This window comes from Halalkalicoccus paucihalophilus, from assembly GCF_001593955.1.
GTDB classification, from domain to species: domain Archaea; phylum Halobacteriota; class Halobacteria; order Halobacteriales; family Halalkalicoccaceae; genus Halalkalicoccus; species Halalkalicoccus paucihalophilus.
The window spans coordinates 326,320-343,807 of the sequence record NZ_LTAZ01000013.1 but is presented as its reverse complement, the minus strand read 5'-3'; the positions used below and the strand labels follow the sequence as shown (position 1 = coordinate 343,807).

Here is a 17,488-nt window from a genome sequence, read left to right as displayed (position 1 = left end):
CAATAGTGGATCCTGAATGACGCAGGAACTGAGTAGCAGAACAAGAGGCGCACAGTGGTACTTTTTCAGCGGAGGTCCAGGAACTCCACGGTACGGTGATGACCCTACGAAACACGCCGTGGATCACGATACTGAGACGTTCGTTCGGGAAGTTCTTCAGAACTCTAATGATCAGAATATTGATGGTGACGACCCGGTAGAAGTCACCTTTCGGTTCGTGACATTAAGCGGAGAGGACCGTCGTGAGTTCCTTAACGCACTCCAGTGGGAGAGTGGACTCTCAGCGCGTATAGCTACCATCTCTAATTACGATCACAGTAGAGGGTACCAGCGGTTCTGTAAGAGGCTAGAAGATCCTGGCGCCGAACTACGGTTGCTCATTGTAGAAGATCGGAACACAACCGGGTTAACTGGTGAATGGGATGAAGATTCGAACTTCGCTGCACTTGTTCGGGACGAGTTGTACAGCAGTAAACAGGAAGATACAGCCGGAGGGTCTTACGGACTCGGAAAATCGGTTCTATGGACGTTTTCAAGCACATCTACCGTCGTTTTCAACTCACAACCCGTTGATACCAAAGACAACCAGCAACTAGGACCGAGGTTGATTGGCCGAACCAAACTCCCCACACATGAACAGGACGGAAGTACCTATCAAGGTGCAGGATGGCTATGTCAGACTGAAGAAACGGAGGAAGGTATCCGTCCAGAGTCGCTCTGGGGAGTGGAGGCCGAACACCTCGCAGAACGGTTGCATGTAGATCGTCCTGCAACCAGCGGAACCAGTGCAATGGTGATCGGATACCAGGATCCTACCCGCGACACTAGACCAAAACTGGAAGACCTGGCCAATGAGTTCCTTGAAGCGGCGGTGAAGTACTTCTGGCCCGCGATAACTCGAGGCGACCTACGTGTTTTTGTGGAGACCCCTGAGGAAGAGCAAGAAGCGGACGTCCATACCGTCTCAGCTATTCGTCCCTTTGTCGAATGTTATGAAGAACGACACATTGAAAATGGATCGCTTAACTCTCCAGGCGACGTGGCTGGTTTAGATGTCCCGATGAAGATACCCAGTAGGTCCGATGACCGAGAGACTCCAGATGGCTCCGTCAGGCTTGCAGCCCGGCTCGCCTCGCCGCTTGACGAAGATACCTACCTCAACCACGTCGCTCTGTTCAGAGGGGCCGGGATGGTGGTGAAGTACTACGACCAAAGCAGGGTAGCGTTCGGTGACCGGAACTTCTTCGGTGTCCTTGCGTGCGGTGAAGCGCGAGCAGACCGAACAATCAAGAGCGACGCAGAGATTGACCGTTTTCTCCGGTTCGCAGAGCCCCCCGAACATGACGAGTGGGAATCAACGGAAAACCTCCGTGATGAGTACCAACGTGGATTCAGGAAAGCTATTGACGAAATGTTCGATACCCTACGTGACGGACTCCGTCACCTCGTCGCTCGTAGTGGCCATACGAACAATACCCTGTCCAATAGAGTTCTAAAGCGGTTTCCAATCCACGGGAACGTCCAAAGACAGAATAGAGTGGACTCCCCTTCCAGAGTGTTTGAGATCAAGAGTTCCTCTTCATTCCAGGGAGACCATTGGGCCTTCACTGGGTATGTATCCCCGGAAGAGGAGTTCGAAAAGTGGACCGCAGAGGTCTCACTCACGGGGATCGGTGAAGACGGATCTAAACAAGACGAGGTACCGATTTCGTCGCTGACTGCGGATTCTGAGGCTGTCACAGTTCACGTGGATGATAGTGTTGCACGTATCGTCGCCGATGGAGACGCGCACAAAGTCAAATTCCATGGAAAGTCTTACGAGATCGGTAGTGGGGCGTTCTTCAGCGGTAACGTAGGAGAGACACAGCTTGAAATCAAGGCGGAGATGGAAACCCCTGCTGGTGACTGAAAATGGTCCAACTCTCTCAACGACATCGGAGGACAGCACTTCCGTTCCCGTACTCCAACGACGGTCTCGAATTTGACCTTGACACCTACACTCTTGACGATCAGGAGACGGGCTCCCTCAACCTTAAGGCAGGCCAGACGCGCGTTGACTTAACGGCTGACGGACCGATCGGTTTGTCGGAAGGCCACCAACCGTGGAATAAAGCGACGTTGTCTGGCCGTCTCGTAGTTCCTGACGACGTCGTTTTTACTGTCTTTCCGGAGGAAGAACGAGATGAACCCCCAGCTAAGTTGTACGTCGCGGTCCGGTGCCACAAAACCATATACCGAGGACGCTCTATGGTTTCAGAGGATCCAACTACGCCTGGAACCTACGACGTTGAGATTAACTTAGAGTGGTCAAATCTGCGAGGGAAAGTTGAGTTACGACCGTATCTAGTCCGTGCCGAACGCGGAAGTAGTGACGGTGACTACGCGACGAGATCAAACGTTAGGCTCGCAGACGGTAAGATATACACCATCCTCATTGACAGTTCCGAGCGAGAAGAGCGAGCGTTCATTGACGGTGAGGAAATGAGTTTTTCTCAGTCTGCTCACTTACCAGACGGAGAGAAGCTGTACTACCTGGACTTCCGTAACGAATCTCGCCCGAAGCTGTGGATCAACTCGGACAACCCTCGAATCACGGACGTTTTACAGCGTGACGGCTCCGTAGGAGCTGGGCCGAGAATGCGAGACGTCATACTGGACCAGATCAGCTACGGTATCTGGACGCAGCTTATTGTCCGGGCAGCTTGCGCAATAGATTACGAAGGTGAGGTAGACTACGAGTGGCAACGAACGGTGATCCAATCGTTCGGACGACAATTGTACGAAGTGGAGGACGTGACAGAAGCCGCGCTCCGATTGCGAGACGAGATTAAGGACAGTAAAAAGTTACCACACTTAATACAGCGTATCGACAATGAGTTGCAGGAATTCATTAATCCGCGATCTCAGCTGATCAACCTAATGGAGGAGGGCCTCCAAATCTAACATGAGCACGGAGTCATACGAACTGAAGAGGCTCACCGAGGACGGTCGAAGATTAATCGGCGACTCGTTCCTCCGAGGGGAGGACTTACTTAACGAAGACGACCTGTCCGAGTACGTTGAGCCTCTCCCAGGGAACCCAACTGCCGACCTGAGTGCGTTAGATACCGTCGTAGGCCGTGTAGTTCTCAAGCACTCTAAATACGATACGAGTATGGATGCAGCATTAGCGAGTAATGTCCACCAACACTTGGACATAACCCGTCGTGTCGCTGCCGATCCAGGGCTGTGGCACTGGTTAGCCGTTGTTCGGCACCCCGACTTCGTCCGCCATCGGTGGGAGTACCACTCAGAAGAAGCGATGCGAGAGAAGTTCCTTGGAGCAGGTACAGACCTCTACTCCAACGCTATCCACCGTCTCTGGTGGATAGCGGAACTCACTCACGAAAATGACGACTACAACCGGACCGACGCGGTGTTCTCCAACCAGACGATAGTCAACAAGGTATTCGATCGCTGGTTCGCCCGCTACCGACCCGCCGTCGTCGCATTGTGTGACGAGTTAGCCGACGAACCATCATGGGTCATTGACGAAACTACTCGACGTTTCAACCACGCGTTGACCAACGTTCAACTTGAAGGACTAAGCCAGTCTGATGCCCGAGAACTGGTCCAACAGATCCTCTCTGAAATCTACGAATCAAAGGAATAAATTCCTCGTCGTCACGTATTGACTCCCTTCTCGTGGTAGAAACAGTAGTTTGATGCGAAACAGGTCTCACAATTGTATTCACTTTTATCACATATCAGCGTTCCAAAATCCACAAGAGCTAAATTGTAGGCTCGGGCAATAGAGTTGTCTTTCGGAAGCATCCTTCTAATGAACTCCATACGATTAGCTTCATTTCCGAGGAATTGTCTCCGAATACACGTTGATACACGCGCTCAACATTGCGATCAAGGATCGATAGAGCCCGCTCACAGGCGGTACATAGCGTCGCGTTGGCTATGTAAGGTCCTAACACGCATCAGATCCACCATCTCTTGCGGCTCTTTCGGTAAATAGTCGTACTCCGCCGCTATCGGAGATAGGGCTTCGGCTCGCATACGCTGAAGATCAAGGATTTCAATTTTTTCTCGAAATATTCAATATTTGTCCATAAATAGAGCGAAGAGTAGAAATTCAATTAAGAAAGACTAGGTACACTCTTGCAACATCGTCCACAAGTATCTATGTCAGAAATAATTCATCAATAAATACCTCGTAAAGAATCTTCTTCTTATCCCTCCAGGAATATTCCCGTAAGTTGGCTTCCGCCCGGGATGAGAGACCTGAACGGAATCGGTCAGCTGTTTCCGGTAGTTTTTGGACCATAGCGAATAGTGGTTCCGCTCTTCGTTAAAATCGTACTACTGTTCTCATCCGTACACAGCACTATAGGAATATATCGCATTATCACTGAGTGTAATGTTCTGTTCGCAGATCAGAGCGAAGCCGTCCGGAATACATAACCGTGTGGTTCTGTTGAAACCCACTTCACGTCCTGCAGTTTCGTAGAGTGGCTAGTTTCCATTGCTTTGACCGAAAGTGGCACGTAGAGCGTCTCTTCCGACTGTCAGTAACAAATGATTTCAACAGAGACAGCCGTGTGATTGTGCGTTACAAACTTGAGTAATTACAGGAGTAGGGGGAATGGGTGATACCCCCCTTGTTAGACGGACGCATGGTCACTCATTTTCATACGAGTCAAGAGTTTCGTCTGATCCGGGAGTGCCCTCTACGTAATCGTAGATTGACTGGTTAGCTTCGGTACGTCGACGCTTGTTCATCTGCTCGTCATAATCAGAGTAATCCGGCCGTTCAGCATCTGCACCGTTCTCTGCTTCGTAAACTTTCAACCACTCACGACAAAGATAGTGAACGTAGGGAGCGGGGATGGCGTTCTTCGCTAGGTGCTCCTTTGGATAGCGGTCGGCACGATATCCCTTCACCGAAGCCCACCACTCCTTTGAACGCTCGGAGAAGAAGAACGGGGACGTCTCAACTTTATCTTCACTCCCCAACTGTTTCTGACGGGGCGGTTGTGGGACTCGGAACGTCATCTCAAACCCTCGTTCGTATGCTATTGGTAAGCCGAACATCTGTCCGCTGAGGACAACGGGGTCTTGAAGTGGTGCTTGGGGCTTATTCTCAATCACGTAGTGTTTACAGTACTTTTCGCCAATCTCACGCGCTTTTGGTATCTGGTCAGGGTGGTCTTCTGGATCTCCCGAAATGCTAGTCAGTGAGGCCCATCGCTTACACACAGGATGAAAGAACCCCAGGTCAAACACAGTATCTTCATTGAACGGAAGATGGTATGCGTCGGCTTGAATTGGTTCACTTTCGTTCGTGTCACGTGCGTTAATTCCTACTCTTACGACGTCTCCGTAGGTCACAAGAGCTTCACTCTCAACACCATAGTCTGCAAAGCAGTGAAGAATACGGATTTGATCTTGTTCTGAGTCGGACATAGCTTTACCTGCCCCCCTCCTGTAAGCTCAGAATAGAAAGGTCACATTTCCTTTCGGAAAGTACGAGAGACGAATTGGATATTCGGCGACTCTCAGCCATCATCTGTTGATTGGGAAGACCCCGAAATAAAGCTCGTTATCTCGGAAAGAGGTTGGACTGGTCCTATATATTAGTTGGACCGGTAAGTCACGGCCCGTACTCCTCTACCAAATTATCAGCTAGTGTCTGGATCATTGAATTACAACTTATCTATTCACTATCTTCTGTGTTCATCCCGCTTCGTCATAATCCTCCGGCGGCCACTAAGAAAGGCGCTCGTTACGTCGTTTCAGATACTCTTTAGCAGGAGATTGTCCAAGAATGTTGATCGTCTCTCAATCGTTCAATGTACGCTCAAGGTATGCCCCTCCATCTGAGAATTCGGGTCAAACAATCAAATCGTGAGTCTCTGATATAGTGAAAATCCCGAGGTCACAGGCCCAATGATGATTGTGACAGAGTAGCATTCCGTTGCCGGGGTCTTCTCTCAATTCTTCGAATTCGCTCCAATCTAAAATATGTCCTGCTTGGAGTAAACCGGGAGTGGAGATATCACAGAGGAGGCAGGCATCTTGATACTGTGAGCGTACAAGAGAGCGAAAGCCGCTTTGGCCTATTTGACTCTTCTGTTGTGTGTTTACCTCTCCGGTTTGAACACTACGATACTCTTCTGTCTCAACCGAATCCCTGTTAACCGATGCGAGTTGCTGTCTGGCGAGATTGGCTTCGTAAGCTAATTCATCGTCATTTCGATAATATTCCTCCCAAATTTCACGGCAATCTTCACTAACGTGAATTATTCCCTCTGTACTCTGTGGATATAGGTGTCGATAGGTGGCTAGTCGTAGAGCGAGTCCATCTGGGGTTCTACTGATGAATGAAGCTGCTTCCTGAACCAATGGATCGTCTTCGTCTTCGTCTTCCACGACTTCTGGTCGGTTAATGTACAAGTCTAGGGTTGCAAGATATTCATCACGTGTCCAGGTGTTTCTACTCATACTTTGAGACAGTATGCCGTAAACAAACAAACGTCCGCCAGTCACGTACTCCAGTCAATGATTCCGGTTGTCCTTTCCAGAAGAGAGAAGGACGATTTTAGGACTCCCGTCAGATAGGTAATTTCACCTCTCTCGCAAAATCAAAAACAGTATCAAATACCTCGGTAGCGACTTTGACGTTCTCTCCCCGGAGGAGGACACCCAACTCAAAGTTGTTTGAGAGGCTCGTGTCGGTCAAATTGGCGCTCCCAATGTAACAGACCTCACTATCGGCTATCGCGATCTTTGCGTGAGTTGCGTAAGCTTGGCGTCCAGTTTCGCCGTCTCTCTCGTAGAGATCACGGACCTTTAATCTGTGTCGATTCGGTGGATCTATTCCTTCGTAAACGGAGTTTAACGCAGATACGAGGTTCAAACTCGCTGAATTCGTTTCACGAGTCAGAATCTTCGTCTTGACACCACGATTCGCTAGGCTCGCAATGTCACCGACCACGGAAGGGTTCGGATCAAAGTACGGATTTGCGATCCGAACAAGGGAGTCGGCGCCAAAAAACAGCGTTCGGAGATCGTCAGAAAGAGGCCGAACATTGGTCAATACCTCGTCGGTAATTTCTGGAGGAAAAGTGGCGGTTAACTCTGCGTCAGGAGTTTGGCTCCGCCAACTCTTCGTTCTTGCCTCTTCTAGCGCGGCTCTCGCGATTCTCTGAGTCTCAAGTACTCTCGCTGCGGGCTCGCACTCAACCATGAACGAGTAGTCGGCGAACGATCGCCCTCTGCGCTTCTGATTCGCTACTCTGCTCAATACCAATCCCGTGAAGAGGGATTCCGCGTCGGATTTCGTCAGTTCGGCGTCCAGTGAACGATTGAGCTTCGCTCGATCTACCTCGATATTTTGTTCGGAACACCCAGTGAAGTAGTCCCGGAGAGCTAGGAGTAGTTTAGCGTCGCTCACACCCCGAGCGATCGTAAAATCCATTTCGGAGTCGAACCACTCATTACCGTGGGTCATCTATCTCTATACATCCCAGAATGGGGTGTGCTTGTCACCCCCGACGAGTAACTCTCTGTCGAGCGCTCCGTTATAGTACTCACACGTGAATTCGCTGACGTAAAGGCACGCGTGACAGGCAGCTCCTTCGTCGTCGTCAAGACACGCCGGGTCATAGATACACCGGGAGGCGTGGTCAACTGCGTTGTCAATCCAGGGGTGAATCCTGGTCTTAAACAACGTGAACATTCCACCGAGTGCGAAGTGTTCCATGCTCTGAGCGTAGAGGACGATCGCAGGGACAGTTGGGAGGAGCAATTCAGAAATGCTGTCGGTGCCGAGACCACACTGTTCACTCGCGGTACTCATTAAGGCGTGACTGCTGGAGTGGATCAGTCGATAGACAACGTCCGTCAGCTCATGCTCTATCGGCGTGAATGGATTCTGGGTTTGAGTGTTGTTGAAAGTATTCAGGAACCATCGCTTCAATTCTACGTCATCGTCGGTGTCCGGTGCCGATGTATCAGTGAGATAGTCGTTCTTGACGAGCCAATCAACGATGGCCGCTCTGTCAAGTTCAAGGACTATCGCCTCTGACGGTGAACGGTCTCCCCAGACGGTGAGAGCGTCAAGATTGTACGGATGGTCAAACGCCCGTAATGCCGTCTCACTGGCGTCCGGTGAATCGCGTGTGTAGCCGAACACGGTGTTCAACAGCGGGAAATTATCTACGACCCAAGCGTCGGACACGTGGATTCGGTCTAACTTCTCTCGGTACAGTTTCGCTTGCGGGTACTTCTCTACGAATTCGTTGTTATCCACGAACTCGGACAGTGCCCGTGGAGTAGGGTGGCGTTCTTCGACGCTCTCGCGCATTGAACCTCCTTCGTAGCCGCGTGTGGATCTCAGGAACGTGAACAGTTCGTGGGCGACTGCGGTGTAAGCTGCACCTGCATCGTTCTGCCCTCGCTCTGCCGGCAACTGGATACGGTCGCGGTTCTGGGCTACGACTGTCCCTCGACTTGGAGAGTTACCCATCGCAATCTGTAGCGCCTGTTTCTTGTTCTCCTCAACCCACTCTTCTCCGAACTGGTCGTACAGGTCTTCAAGGACTTCCTCTTCTGACTGCTCACTGCTCGCTATGTCCTCAAGAGTGACATCTTTCTTATCTAAATCAACGTCTCCGAGGTGCGCAGCCATCAGAATGCGAGTCCACTCCTCACCGTAGGGGATTTCGTCTTCTTGTACCCCGACGTGGGGAATATCAACGATGATCTCTCGCTGAGGGTAGAACACCGTCCCAGCGTTAGTCGGTTGTATGGATCGGACGATTTCATCACAACGGTCACAGTAAGCAGATAGGTCCCCAGTCCGCTGGTGGCATATTCCACACTCAAAGGACCACGTCCGCATGTCTTCCGGATTCCCCCGATTCAGACGGACGTCGTCATACCCGTGTGCGCCGCAACTTGATGGCTTCAGAGTGAAGATCTCCCCACAGTCGTGCGTCGCTATGAACGATAGTTGTTGGAGCTGACCGCCGCACCCACCCCGTGTACATCGTCCATTCGTATATTCGAACCCCTTAGCCGTGTCTCGATACTCAACGTGGTCACACCGTTTGCAGACCATCGTTGTTGGGAAGATCTCGCCGTAGACCTGCTGTGGGCGAAATACATCAATACGGGCTTCGTCTAGTTCGGACCAAGGCGGACTCTCACCGTTCCGGAAGCTTGACACTCGCCCCTCAACATGGTTCGCTATCCGTCGCTGATCAACGTCCATCTCTTGGTGGTGCCACTCATCTACCATCATAGTGATCCCATACCTAGCGTAGTCAAACAGGTCGCCAGGTACAAAATTTGCTAGCACCTGCGCTACACCGCGTTCCATTTCCGCGTTCTCGTGGCTCATGATTTCTCTGGGCTCTAATTGTCAGTTAACATCTTGAGAGCGACGGCCGATCCGGGGGTCGGGTAGACGGGTATCTGTTCGTCGATATCTCTGAGACTCCGCATGGGGCCTCTGTGATCTTCTTCTCGGTCAAGCAGGAACCCTATCCAGTCTTTCTTCGGGTTAAGCGGTTTCTTCATAGCACGAGTCCACAGTTCCTTAAAGTACTTCTTCAGTTTCTCCCGGTAGAGCTGCATCCCGGTCGTGTCGGCCCACTCGCGCTCATGATCCTCAGTGACGGCGTAACAACGTAGTACCATCTCCAGCATCTCTTCACGGTCAATATCGCCGTTCCGAGCCGCTTCCTGAAGTCCTTCGTGGAGGTACACACGGTCGTCATACTGGTCTTCCAGGAGTTCATCGTAGTACTGGATGATCAGGCCAGCAAATATCCCCGGTAATGTACACTCAACGGCGAATTCCGCCCACCGCTCCAACGGTGTCGCTTCCACTAGAAGGTCTTGATAACGGTGATAGTGATCAAAACGAGTGTAGTGGCTCCGATCTCGCGCCCGCATTGAGTCAAACAGGAGGAATACACTTCCAGTGTGGCGTCGGCCAACCCGTGAGTACGCTTGAATGTACTCGGCAGTATTCCGGGGCATCCCAAAGAATGAGATGAAGTTGAACTTATTGACGTCAACCCCGTGGGAGATCATTGAAGTGGCGATGACGATGTCGATTGGTCGGTCTGGGTCGTCAGATTCCAGCCGATCAAGGGCGTCTCTTACGATACTCATCGGCGTCTCTCCAGTCAGCGACACGGATGTAAGTGACTTGTAAGGCTCTCCGTAGGACTCTAACTGCCAGTTGATCATCGTTTTGACCGACCGCTGGAGCATGTCGCTGTTGCCCTTTGAGATGTTGTACGAGATCTGTGTCTCATACTGTGTCAAGAGGTCTTGGAGGAGGTTCTCCTGTTCATTGACTTTATCTGGTAGGTCAAGAGGCCCGCTCGTTGCATCAATAGAAAATAGAGCGTCGCGGAGCGAATCAAGGTCGGCACGGAACTTCTGGACAATCTGAGCGTACTCTTTGATCACTGTGTTGATTGCGAACGTCCGAGAGACACTCCGCGGTACAGCCCCGACCATCTGTCTGCCAAGCTGATGGGGGTCTTCATAGGCGTAAAACGACTGTTTCAAACGGGGACCTTGAGAGGGGAAGATTTTCGCGTCACGCCAGTAGAGAGACTGGACCTGCTCTTTCGCACCAGCTATCGTCGCTGTGGCGGCGACGTACTTGGGAGTCCAACCATTGTCCGTTACTTTGTCCATCCATTCTTGTAGGAACGTCTCGTAGTGTGAGTCGAACGCTCCGAATTCCTCCCGTAGCAGGTGTAACTCGTCCTGGATGAAGAGAGATGGAGGGTCAACTGGGTCTACGGATTCTAGCGACTCGCTATCACACTGTATGTCATCCGGGTAGTTCCAATCGTCACACAGGCATCTGTTCTCACCCGTATAGCCATGGTTGGGGCACCTGTGTTTTACTCGACCGAACAGTGTACGTGCTCGCCGTTGCATCCCCATGATCGCCATCTTGTCAATAGTACTCACGATAAACGTTGGCGCGTACCGGTATACCTCTTCATCCGTTATGTAGACGGGCAACTCGGCGGCCTCACCTCCCTGACGCTCTACCTCGGGACACTCCGAGTTCGTACACTGGTGGACAATCCGTAGACGTTGTTCGTCTCCCGTGACTTCAACGGAATCTTCTCCACAGTACGGACACTCGGAGACGATGAGCCAATCTTCTTGCTTCTCTTTATTGTCCCGTGCTTTCCGTGCGTTGTTCGCACCGTTTGAATCACCTTCTATCACCTTGTTCGGTGTGTTGTTCTTCCCAACGAAGTACCCGACACTGAACTCTTCTCCACTAAAGTTATCATCTTTTCGACGAATTGTCTCGGCCTGACAGAGCACGTTTGCGATTCGCTGCAACTGCTGGAGGGAGAGTAGTCTGAGGGGGAACTTTGTCCAAGCTGTCGTGCCGAAGTGCTTCCCGCGTAGACGGTCGTAGAAGGCCGTGAAAACGACGAGTCCGAGGTAGGCTTCCGTCTTCCCGCCACCAGTCGGGAAGTAAATCACGTCACCGATATCAAGATGATCTTTGATGTCTCGGTCGGGGTCTGCTTGGGCGACAATGTCCGGGATACTCATCACAATGAAGATAATCTGGAAGAGTCGCCACTCTGTGAACTCATCACCCATTTGAGAGAACGTTCGGTTCAGTGCCCTAAAGGCCCGCCCTACGTCTTCGTCTTCCTGGATCAGCTTGCGCCCTCGCTTAAAACGCTCACGCTCCGCAATGAACTCCTCTATCGCGTTATTGAAATCCTCGCCGGCCGCCTCTGATTTCTCCTTAAGCACTTCATCTCTCAGTTCGTCGTACTGTTCTGCAGCTCGTTCCATCTCGTCTGCGATCACTCCCAACACGTTGTTTGTGACCCCGTCAGCGAGAGCTTCAAAGGGTGCGGGGACAGTCTCGCGGGACCGGTACTTCGGTTGTTCGTGGATAGGAACCGTGGTAGTCTCGGCATAGCTCACCGTCTCTCCACCTCTAGAATTCACTGCACAGTTCTCGCCAACGGCGTAGATCTCTCCGTCATATTGGTACTTGTCACGAATCTCTTGGGACTCAAAGGGAAGGAGAGACGCGCCGTTAATATCGACAGAGACTCCAGCATCAAATAGGTACGTCTGCCACTCGGAGTCGCACTTGATGGCTTCGCTAAAGTCTTCACCGTGTGTGTTGACGAGTTGAACGGAAACCACGATAGTGCTCTCTTCCGGACGGCGACTGCAGGTGATTCTAACTGCAGCCCTCCACGGTGTAGGGACTGGCTCCCCAGAGAACACTTGATTGATGTACTCCTTAAACGAGGACTCGTCTTTTCGCGCTTCGGGTGGAACGTCTCCCTGTTCTCGGTATGTTGCGTCTGGGTCGGCTTCACGGAATGTTCGCTTGGCGTTTTCAAACTCTCTCCGAGCCTCCGCGAATGGTTCGTCTAAACTCTGTTTTATAGTTTGACCAGTCTCAGCAGCTTCCTTAAGATCCGAGCCCGTCAGCTCTATTGATGGGAAGGACGGTTCTAGTCGCTCATACACTCCGACCAAGCTCTGTGTACGAGCACCCTCAGCTTCGGTGCCGCCATCGGCACGAACGTCGGTCTCTTTCACCTCCTCTATCTCAATGTCTTCTGCCGCGTTTGCAAGTTCCCCGTGTTCAACTTGTTCCTTATATGTCGGATAACGTCGGTAAAAGACCTTCGCGTCTGGTGTTACGTCTACAACTGCGTCGTCTGCTACGTCCTCATTAAGACGAAATTTCAGACCAAGTGTAAACGGTGCGACCTTTGTGGCGATGTTCTGGAAGGTGTCGTCCTCAGCCTGAGCTTTCCGGTAGGGGTACTGACTGGCGAGAACACCGGCGAAGAACTGCTCCTGCGGGTCTATCCCAAAGACCCTCTGCTGTTTGTCACCACGCCCAGTGATACGGTTCGTGAGTCTCTCGGTGAAAACCTTGTTGACGGCTTGGTGCCGTCGATACGACGGATCATCTGATACTTTATACGCGCTATCCGGGGGACGAACGTACTCCGGATCGGTTTTCGGAGGTATTGAATCAAATCGAGGAGACACAACTCCGCGTTTCTCTCGTGGGGGCTTAAATATTCAGTTGTGGCTTTTTACGTTGGGAAAAGTCCCTTCAACGATCAGAGTGTTCTCAAAACTTAGTTAGAATTAAACTCATTATTTATCTGTTTTATATCCTTTACTACGTGCTGTTCTGCGGCCTCCCGTACATGCGTGGATTTACTAGTATTCATCTGCTCTCGGATCGCATCGTGGAGTTCGTGGCCCTGCTGGCGGTTTATCGTTCGGAGTCCTTCCATTGCAGCTTCAATTTCCTTCGCGTCGGCAGAGAGTCGGTCATATTTGAATGCACGACCAATGGCTTCAATATCTGAATACGATCTCGGTCCGATCGTCAGTGAGGGGTCCTTAACAAGATTAAGCGGTCCGTCTGCCTCCAGAACCGAGTTAAACCAAGTTTGGACAGTTGGCTTGGTACGTTCAAAATTATCATTCGACTGTTCCAGATTTTCAAATATCACTTCATGGATTTTCGAATCGGTGGCAATTTCAGTGGTGGATAGGTCTTCTTCAATACGACGCCAGATTTCCTGCAATGCTTCATACCAATCGGTAAGCCGATTAATTGCCTGGTCTGCATTGACTTCGTTTTCGTAGAGATTTCGAAGCTGCTCTCTCCATAGTTCTCTCTCTATCTCATCTGGAATCGTAACTATGGTATCTCCGGAAGTAAGTGCTTCCGGACTGACCCAATGGTACTCTACCTTGCTGTTGTTCGGCCGTCTACACAAGATTCGATCATAGTTCGTGAGTTTGATTTCTTTATCGAATTCAGTTTTAACAATGTAATGACGGATTTCTCTCTCGTACCGCCCCGACTCCTCACGGTACTCCCGACTTGAGACAGCTTCCATCGCGTCAGCGAGAATTTTAACCTTCGTTTTTAACCCTTGACCCGCTGAACTTGCAGGGTCCAGTGAACCGGACTTGTAGTGTTGAGAGTCGCCATCGGCCACCACGCTACCCCCTGTAGATTCCACGTTACTTGTCTCATCAACAGGCTCTTGTTCGGTGTCCCCTAATAGCTCGGGATACAGGTATGGAGAGGAGTTAGAGCCACCGACGACATCATTTAGGGTTTCAACGAACTCACGTGCGTGTCGTTCTACCATTGTTGCCCACGTCCGATCGTAGGTCAATATGAGCGTCTCAGAGACTCTTGGATGAATATAAAACGCAGCATTCTCTCTATGGAGGACTCCGAACACTACAAGTATGTCGTGAACGTCCATTCCTCTCGCCTCATCGGGAGAGACGACGGAAATAAAACCCGTGTCTAGTTCGTCTTGAGTGACTACTTCCTGTTTCAAGAGGGAATATTTGAGTATCTCTGCATGCTTCGGACTCTCGCTAAAGATTGCCAAGCGTTGATCGTTTTCTCTAGTATCACGGATGTATTCCTTCAGTTTGTCAAATAGAGGATTTTGTTCTCGGAGCCGCTGATCTATCTGCTGGAAGATCCGCACAGATCTGTTCAGTGGACGTACTGCTTGGAGATTCTCTACCGTTCCTGCTCTCTCCTCAATATCCCCAATTCTCTCGTTAATGAGCGGTGGAACGAACCATTCGCCCCTGTAGTAACGCTCTCGCACCCACTCGTCAAAGTCTTTACCTGGCACTGGAAGCCGTTCAAAGAACAGTTGACGAGAGAAGATCATCCCCCCTGCACCGCCATCATCAACGCCTCTCAGACTAGCCGACTCTTTAAACACTTGATCTAGTAGCGACGAGATATCTTTGGCCTTAACGTGGTCTATTCTTATTGACGCTGCATCCGCTAACGACCGGATATCGTCTTCACCGAGTGACCACTTCTTTTGAGTATTGATACATTTCGTCAAGCTAGATAAGGTAAAGTCGGCGGGGGCAGATTCGGAGAGATACGATTCCCGATTGAAATTAGATCGTTGTAGAACGGTATCAATTGTGTTGAGGCCGGGAACAGTTGATATTGAATCTAATCCTAGAGGCGGACCGTATCTCGGGCGGCCATCTCTCTCATTTTTCACATAGTAACTATATGCATTAACGAATGTTGCTTGTGGGTGTTTTTCCTCAACATCTCGTAGTCTCTCCTGTAGATCCTCTTTCGTTCTGGATGTCAAATTCAACAAAATGACGTCGAGATCACTAACGTATTCTAAATCGTGTAGCTCCTTACAGAGGATGAAGCGCCCAGGTCCGTCCCCTCTGGAATCGTTTTTCACTTCCTTATCCCAGACGTAGGCGTGAGGGACAATATTGGGAATTGGTACTGCGTTAACTACTTCGCCCGCAACATTTGAGAGCGCAAATTTATTTAATTCATCTCTAATCTCACCTTTCATTCCCCAGTGTGCTCTTGAACCAGGAGAATATATCCCAATCTGTCTCTTGGCCTTAGTATCACTCAGTACTAGTGCTATTGCAAGGAGAACTACATCCCTCGGTTCATAGTAGGGAAATACGACAGGGACATTTTCGTCCCTATTTACAGTCATTACCGTCTCCTTCACGGTACCCATCCTTATTTTACTAAGATCAAGATCAGCCCAAAATCCATCTCGCGTGCGTTGTTTAAGGTGGGTCCTTCCTCTATCGCCTTTGAATAGACTCACCTCTGATTCAGCTAACTGAAATTTCCTATCAGAAGATGTCAAACGGTCTCGCTCTCTCTTTAATAATTCGTCTATTGCTTTTGAAGCTGCTTTGCCAACCTTATCGTTCCCTTCCGCCAGAGTCATCAACGGATCTGGTGGTGGATAAAAATCTATTGTAGAAACGGCTTCTACTGCCGCGATGACGATATCTCGTTCTTCTTCTTTTAGAGCGCATATCGTGGCTTTAGCAAGATCCGCCGGAACCGCAGGACCATGTCTACCGAGAATTGATACAATCTTCAAACCTTCTAAAGTGCTATCAGATCCATTAGCAGTAATCTCTTGTATCAATTTATCAGACCTGTTAAGTACGACAATCGGAGTACACTCTGCAACTCTTGACAGTATACGCCAAGCGACATATTGATCGCTAGAATCGCCATCTAAGAGTTTGAATGCCTCTTCTCCGATCACCTTTGCGAAGTCCTTGTTTTCCTTCGAAATTTCCACAATTACGGATAGGAGTTGTTTTTCATTCCTGTCTTCCGTTCGTAGTAGGTTTAAGAGTTGGTTTCGAACATATTCTAACGTTTGAGAATCAGGTTCTAAGACATCAGCTGAATACAATTCGGAAAACGAAACAATAGTTTCCGTAGTGGTAATATTTTCATCATTGCTAAGAAAATCCAGAACGATAGTACATGCGTCTTTAATTGCCTCCTCATATGAACTAACAACTAATTCTAGTTCGTATGAAATATCATCTCTGGTAAGTTTTCGGACAGCTTCTGGAGTAGCACTCCGTCCTAACAACCGGTACCCAAGTGAACGGTGTTCCGAACCACCGTAATTAAGGAACGCATTAATATCTCTTGGATGGATATCAAAGCGTGCTTCTGAGGCGTCCGTCCCTTCTAAAATGTACTGCAGAATTTCCGTACCCCAATTCACCTTGGTATTGCTTGAGAGATCCTCCTCAGCACTGTTCCGTAATTCATTGTTCACTTCTTTGGCGACTGAGGGGACAGCTACCACAGCTTCGCTAGGATGTTCTTGGGCTAACCGTTTTAGCTGCTTAAGAATCTGGAATTTATTGTACGCTCCAGTCTCGGTATCAAGAGCGTAGACTATGTCATTAATCCAAGCTGTAGCCAGAGATTGAGGTAGAGGATTAATTTTCGAGATTAAATTAATTGCGTTAACTCTGTGTCTCTCAGTCCGGAGTGCTTTACCGATAGCCTCTATTTTCTCCTCATCCATTTACCGTAGGACCCCCTGGGATGTTGAGCCCCATTTATATAGAATTGGCTAAACCCTTGTGCCGTCCCCATTACTTCCATAATATCTGTTGATTAAGTTCATTTTGGGTTAGAACTATATATTGAGGAGGTTGAAAACCCTCAAACCTCGCGATCTCCTTCAAATATTCTATCTCTCATATCACTTCATTAGTTATTAGCATGATACAGTTTCGGTTACCTATACTCAATCTTGTATACTATTGATTCACGCCTAAAGGTAGCGTGAACGATTACTTACAGAGATTATTACAATCAAAGTTAAATCGAGACGATCTTCAGTACAGGGTTTGGCTATCAGATTACGGGGGTCAGCATTCGCAGAGACAACGCCGATCAACGCTATAAACTCCTCTTCGCAAAAGGGAATGGGCTATAGATGGCAACGTACGCCAAGGCCAGTCCAAGTACATCGGTGAAGGCCTATCAGGCGATCAAAGCGCTTCATCGCTGGGGAACAACTCACTGGCCGTAGAGACATCGGTCCCTATCTACTTCTTCTATAAGGACGCGACT

The 17,488-nt window shown here is 49.8% G+C and carries 9 protein-coding genes; 3 read left to right on the top strand and 6 right to left on the bottom strand.

The features are described 5' to 3' along the window. Positions 1-16 precede the first annotated feature (16 nt). The 3 genes from HAPAU_RS16840 to HAPAU_RS16830 all read left to right on the top strand — a co-directional run bounded on the left by HAPAU_RS16840 (position 17) and on the right by HAPAU_RS16830 (position 3,652). The gene (locus HAPAU_RS16840; RefSeq protein ID WP_066385084.1) at positions 17-1,909 is read left to right on the top strand and encodes a hypothetical protein; all 1,893 of its coding nucleotides are present in this window, start codon (positions 17-19) and stop codon (positions 1,907-1,909) included. A 338-nt stretch (positions 1,910-2,247) separates the two neighbouring features. Then, on the top strand, positions 2,248-2,943 hold the full coding sequence (locus HAPAU_RS16835) for a hypothetical protein (RefSeq protein ID WP_245634200.1): 696 nt from the start codon (positions 2,248-2,250) through the stop codon (positions 2,941-2,943). A gap of 1 nt (position 2,944) precedes the next feature. Continuing rightward, positions 2,945-3,652 (top strand): DUF6339 family protein, encoded by a 708-nt coding sequence (locus tag HAPAU_RS16830; protein WP_066385080.1) that lies wholly within the window; start codon positions 2,945-2,947, stop codon positions 3,650-3,652. Between the two features lie 1,016 nt (positions 3,653-4,668). On the opposite strand, the gene HAPAU_RS16825 is transcribed toward HAPAU_RS16830, so the two are convergent. From HAPAU_RS16825 to HAPAU_RS21195, 6 genes are all read right to left on the bottom strand, one after another. Next, positions 4,669-5,454 carry a hypothetical protein gene (locus tag HAPAU_RS16825; protein ID WP_066385078.1) on the bottom strand — a complete coding sequence of 262 codons (786 nt, stop codon included), beginning with the start codon at positions 5,452-5,454 and terminating at the stop codon, positions 4,669-4,671. A gap of 426 nt (positions 5,455-5,880) precedes the next feature. Next, on the bottom strand, positions 5,881-6,492 hold the full coding sequence (locus HAPAU_RS20300; RefSeq protein ID WP_084383850.1) for an HNH endonuclease signature motif containing protein: 612 nt from the start codon (positions 6,490-6,492) through the stop codon (positions 5,881-5,883). A 109-nt stretch (positions 6,493-6,601) separates the two neighbouring features. Continuing rightward, on the bottom strand, positions 6,602-7,444 hold the full coding sequence (locus tag HAPAU_RS16820) for a phospholipase D-like domain-containing protein (RefSeq protein WP_169802679.1): 843 nt from the start codon (positions 7,442-7,444) through the stop codon (positions 6,602-6,604). A gap of 63 nt (positions 7,445-7,507) precedes the next feature. Next, a complete protein-coding gene (locus tag HAPAU_RS16815) occupies positions 7,508-9,394 on the bottom strand; it encodes a DUF1998 domain-containing protein (protein ID WP_066385075.1) in 1,887 nt (628 codons plus the stop codon). Between the two features lie 14 nt (positions 9,395-9,408). After that, on the bottom strand, positions 9,409-13,080 hold the full coding sequence (locus tag HAPAU_RS16810) for a helicase-related protein (RefSeq protein WP_066385074.1): 3,672 nt from the start codon (positions 13,078-13,080) through the stop codon (positions 9,409-9,411). Between the two features lie 92 nt (positions 13,081-13,172). Beyond that, entirely contained in the window at positions 13,173-16,934 is a 3,762-nt protein-coding gene (locus tag HAPAU_RS21195) for a hypothetical protein (protein WP_157078526.1), read from the bottom strand. Positions 16,935-17,488 lie beyond the last annotated feature (554 nt).

Excerpts from the sequence above, each read along its gene's own strand:
- HAPAU_RS16840 (WP_066385084.1), top strand. The coding sequence starts at position 17 with ATGACGCAGGAACTGAGTAGCAGAACAAGAGGCGCACAGTGGTACTTT.
- HAPAU_RS16835 (WP_245634200.1), top strand. The coding sequence starts at position 2,248 with ATGGTTTCAGAGGATCCAACTACGCCTGGAACCTACGACGTTGAGATT.
- HAPAU_RS16830 (WP_066385080.1), top strand. The coding sequence starts at position 2,945 with ATGAGCACGGAGTCATACGAACTGAAGAGGCTCACCGAGGACGGTCGA.
- HAPAU_RS16825 (WP_066385078.1), bottom strand. The coding sequence starts at position 5,454 with ATGTCCGACTCAGAACAAGATCAAATCCGTATTCTTCACTGCTTTGCA.
- HAPAU_RS20300 (WP_084383850.1), bottom strand. The coding sequence starts at position 6,492 with ATGAGTAGAAACACCTGGACACGTGATGAATATCTTGCAACCCTAGAC.
- HAPAU_RS16815 (WP_066385075.1), bottom strand. The coding sequence starts at position 9,394 with ATGAGCCACGAGAACGCGGAAATGGAACGCGGTGTAGCGCAGGTGCTA.
- HAPAU_RS21195 (WP_157078526.1), bottom strand. The coding sequence starts at position 16,934 with ATGGATGAGGAGAAAATAGAGGCTATCGGTAAAGCACTCCGGACTGAG.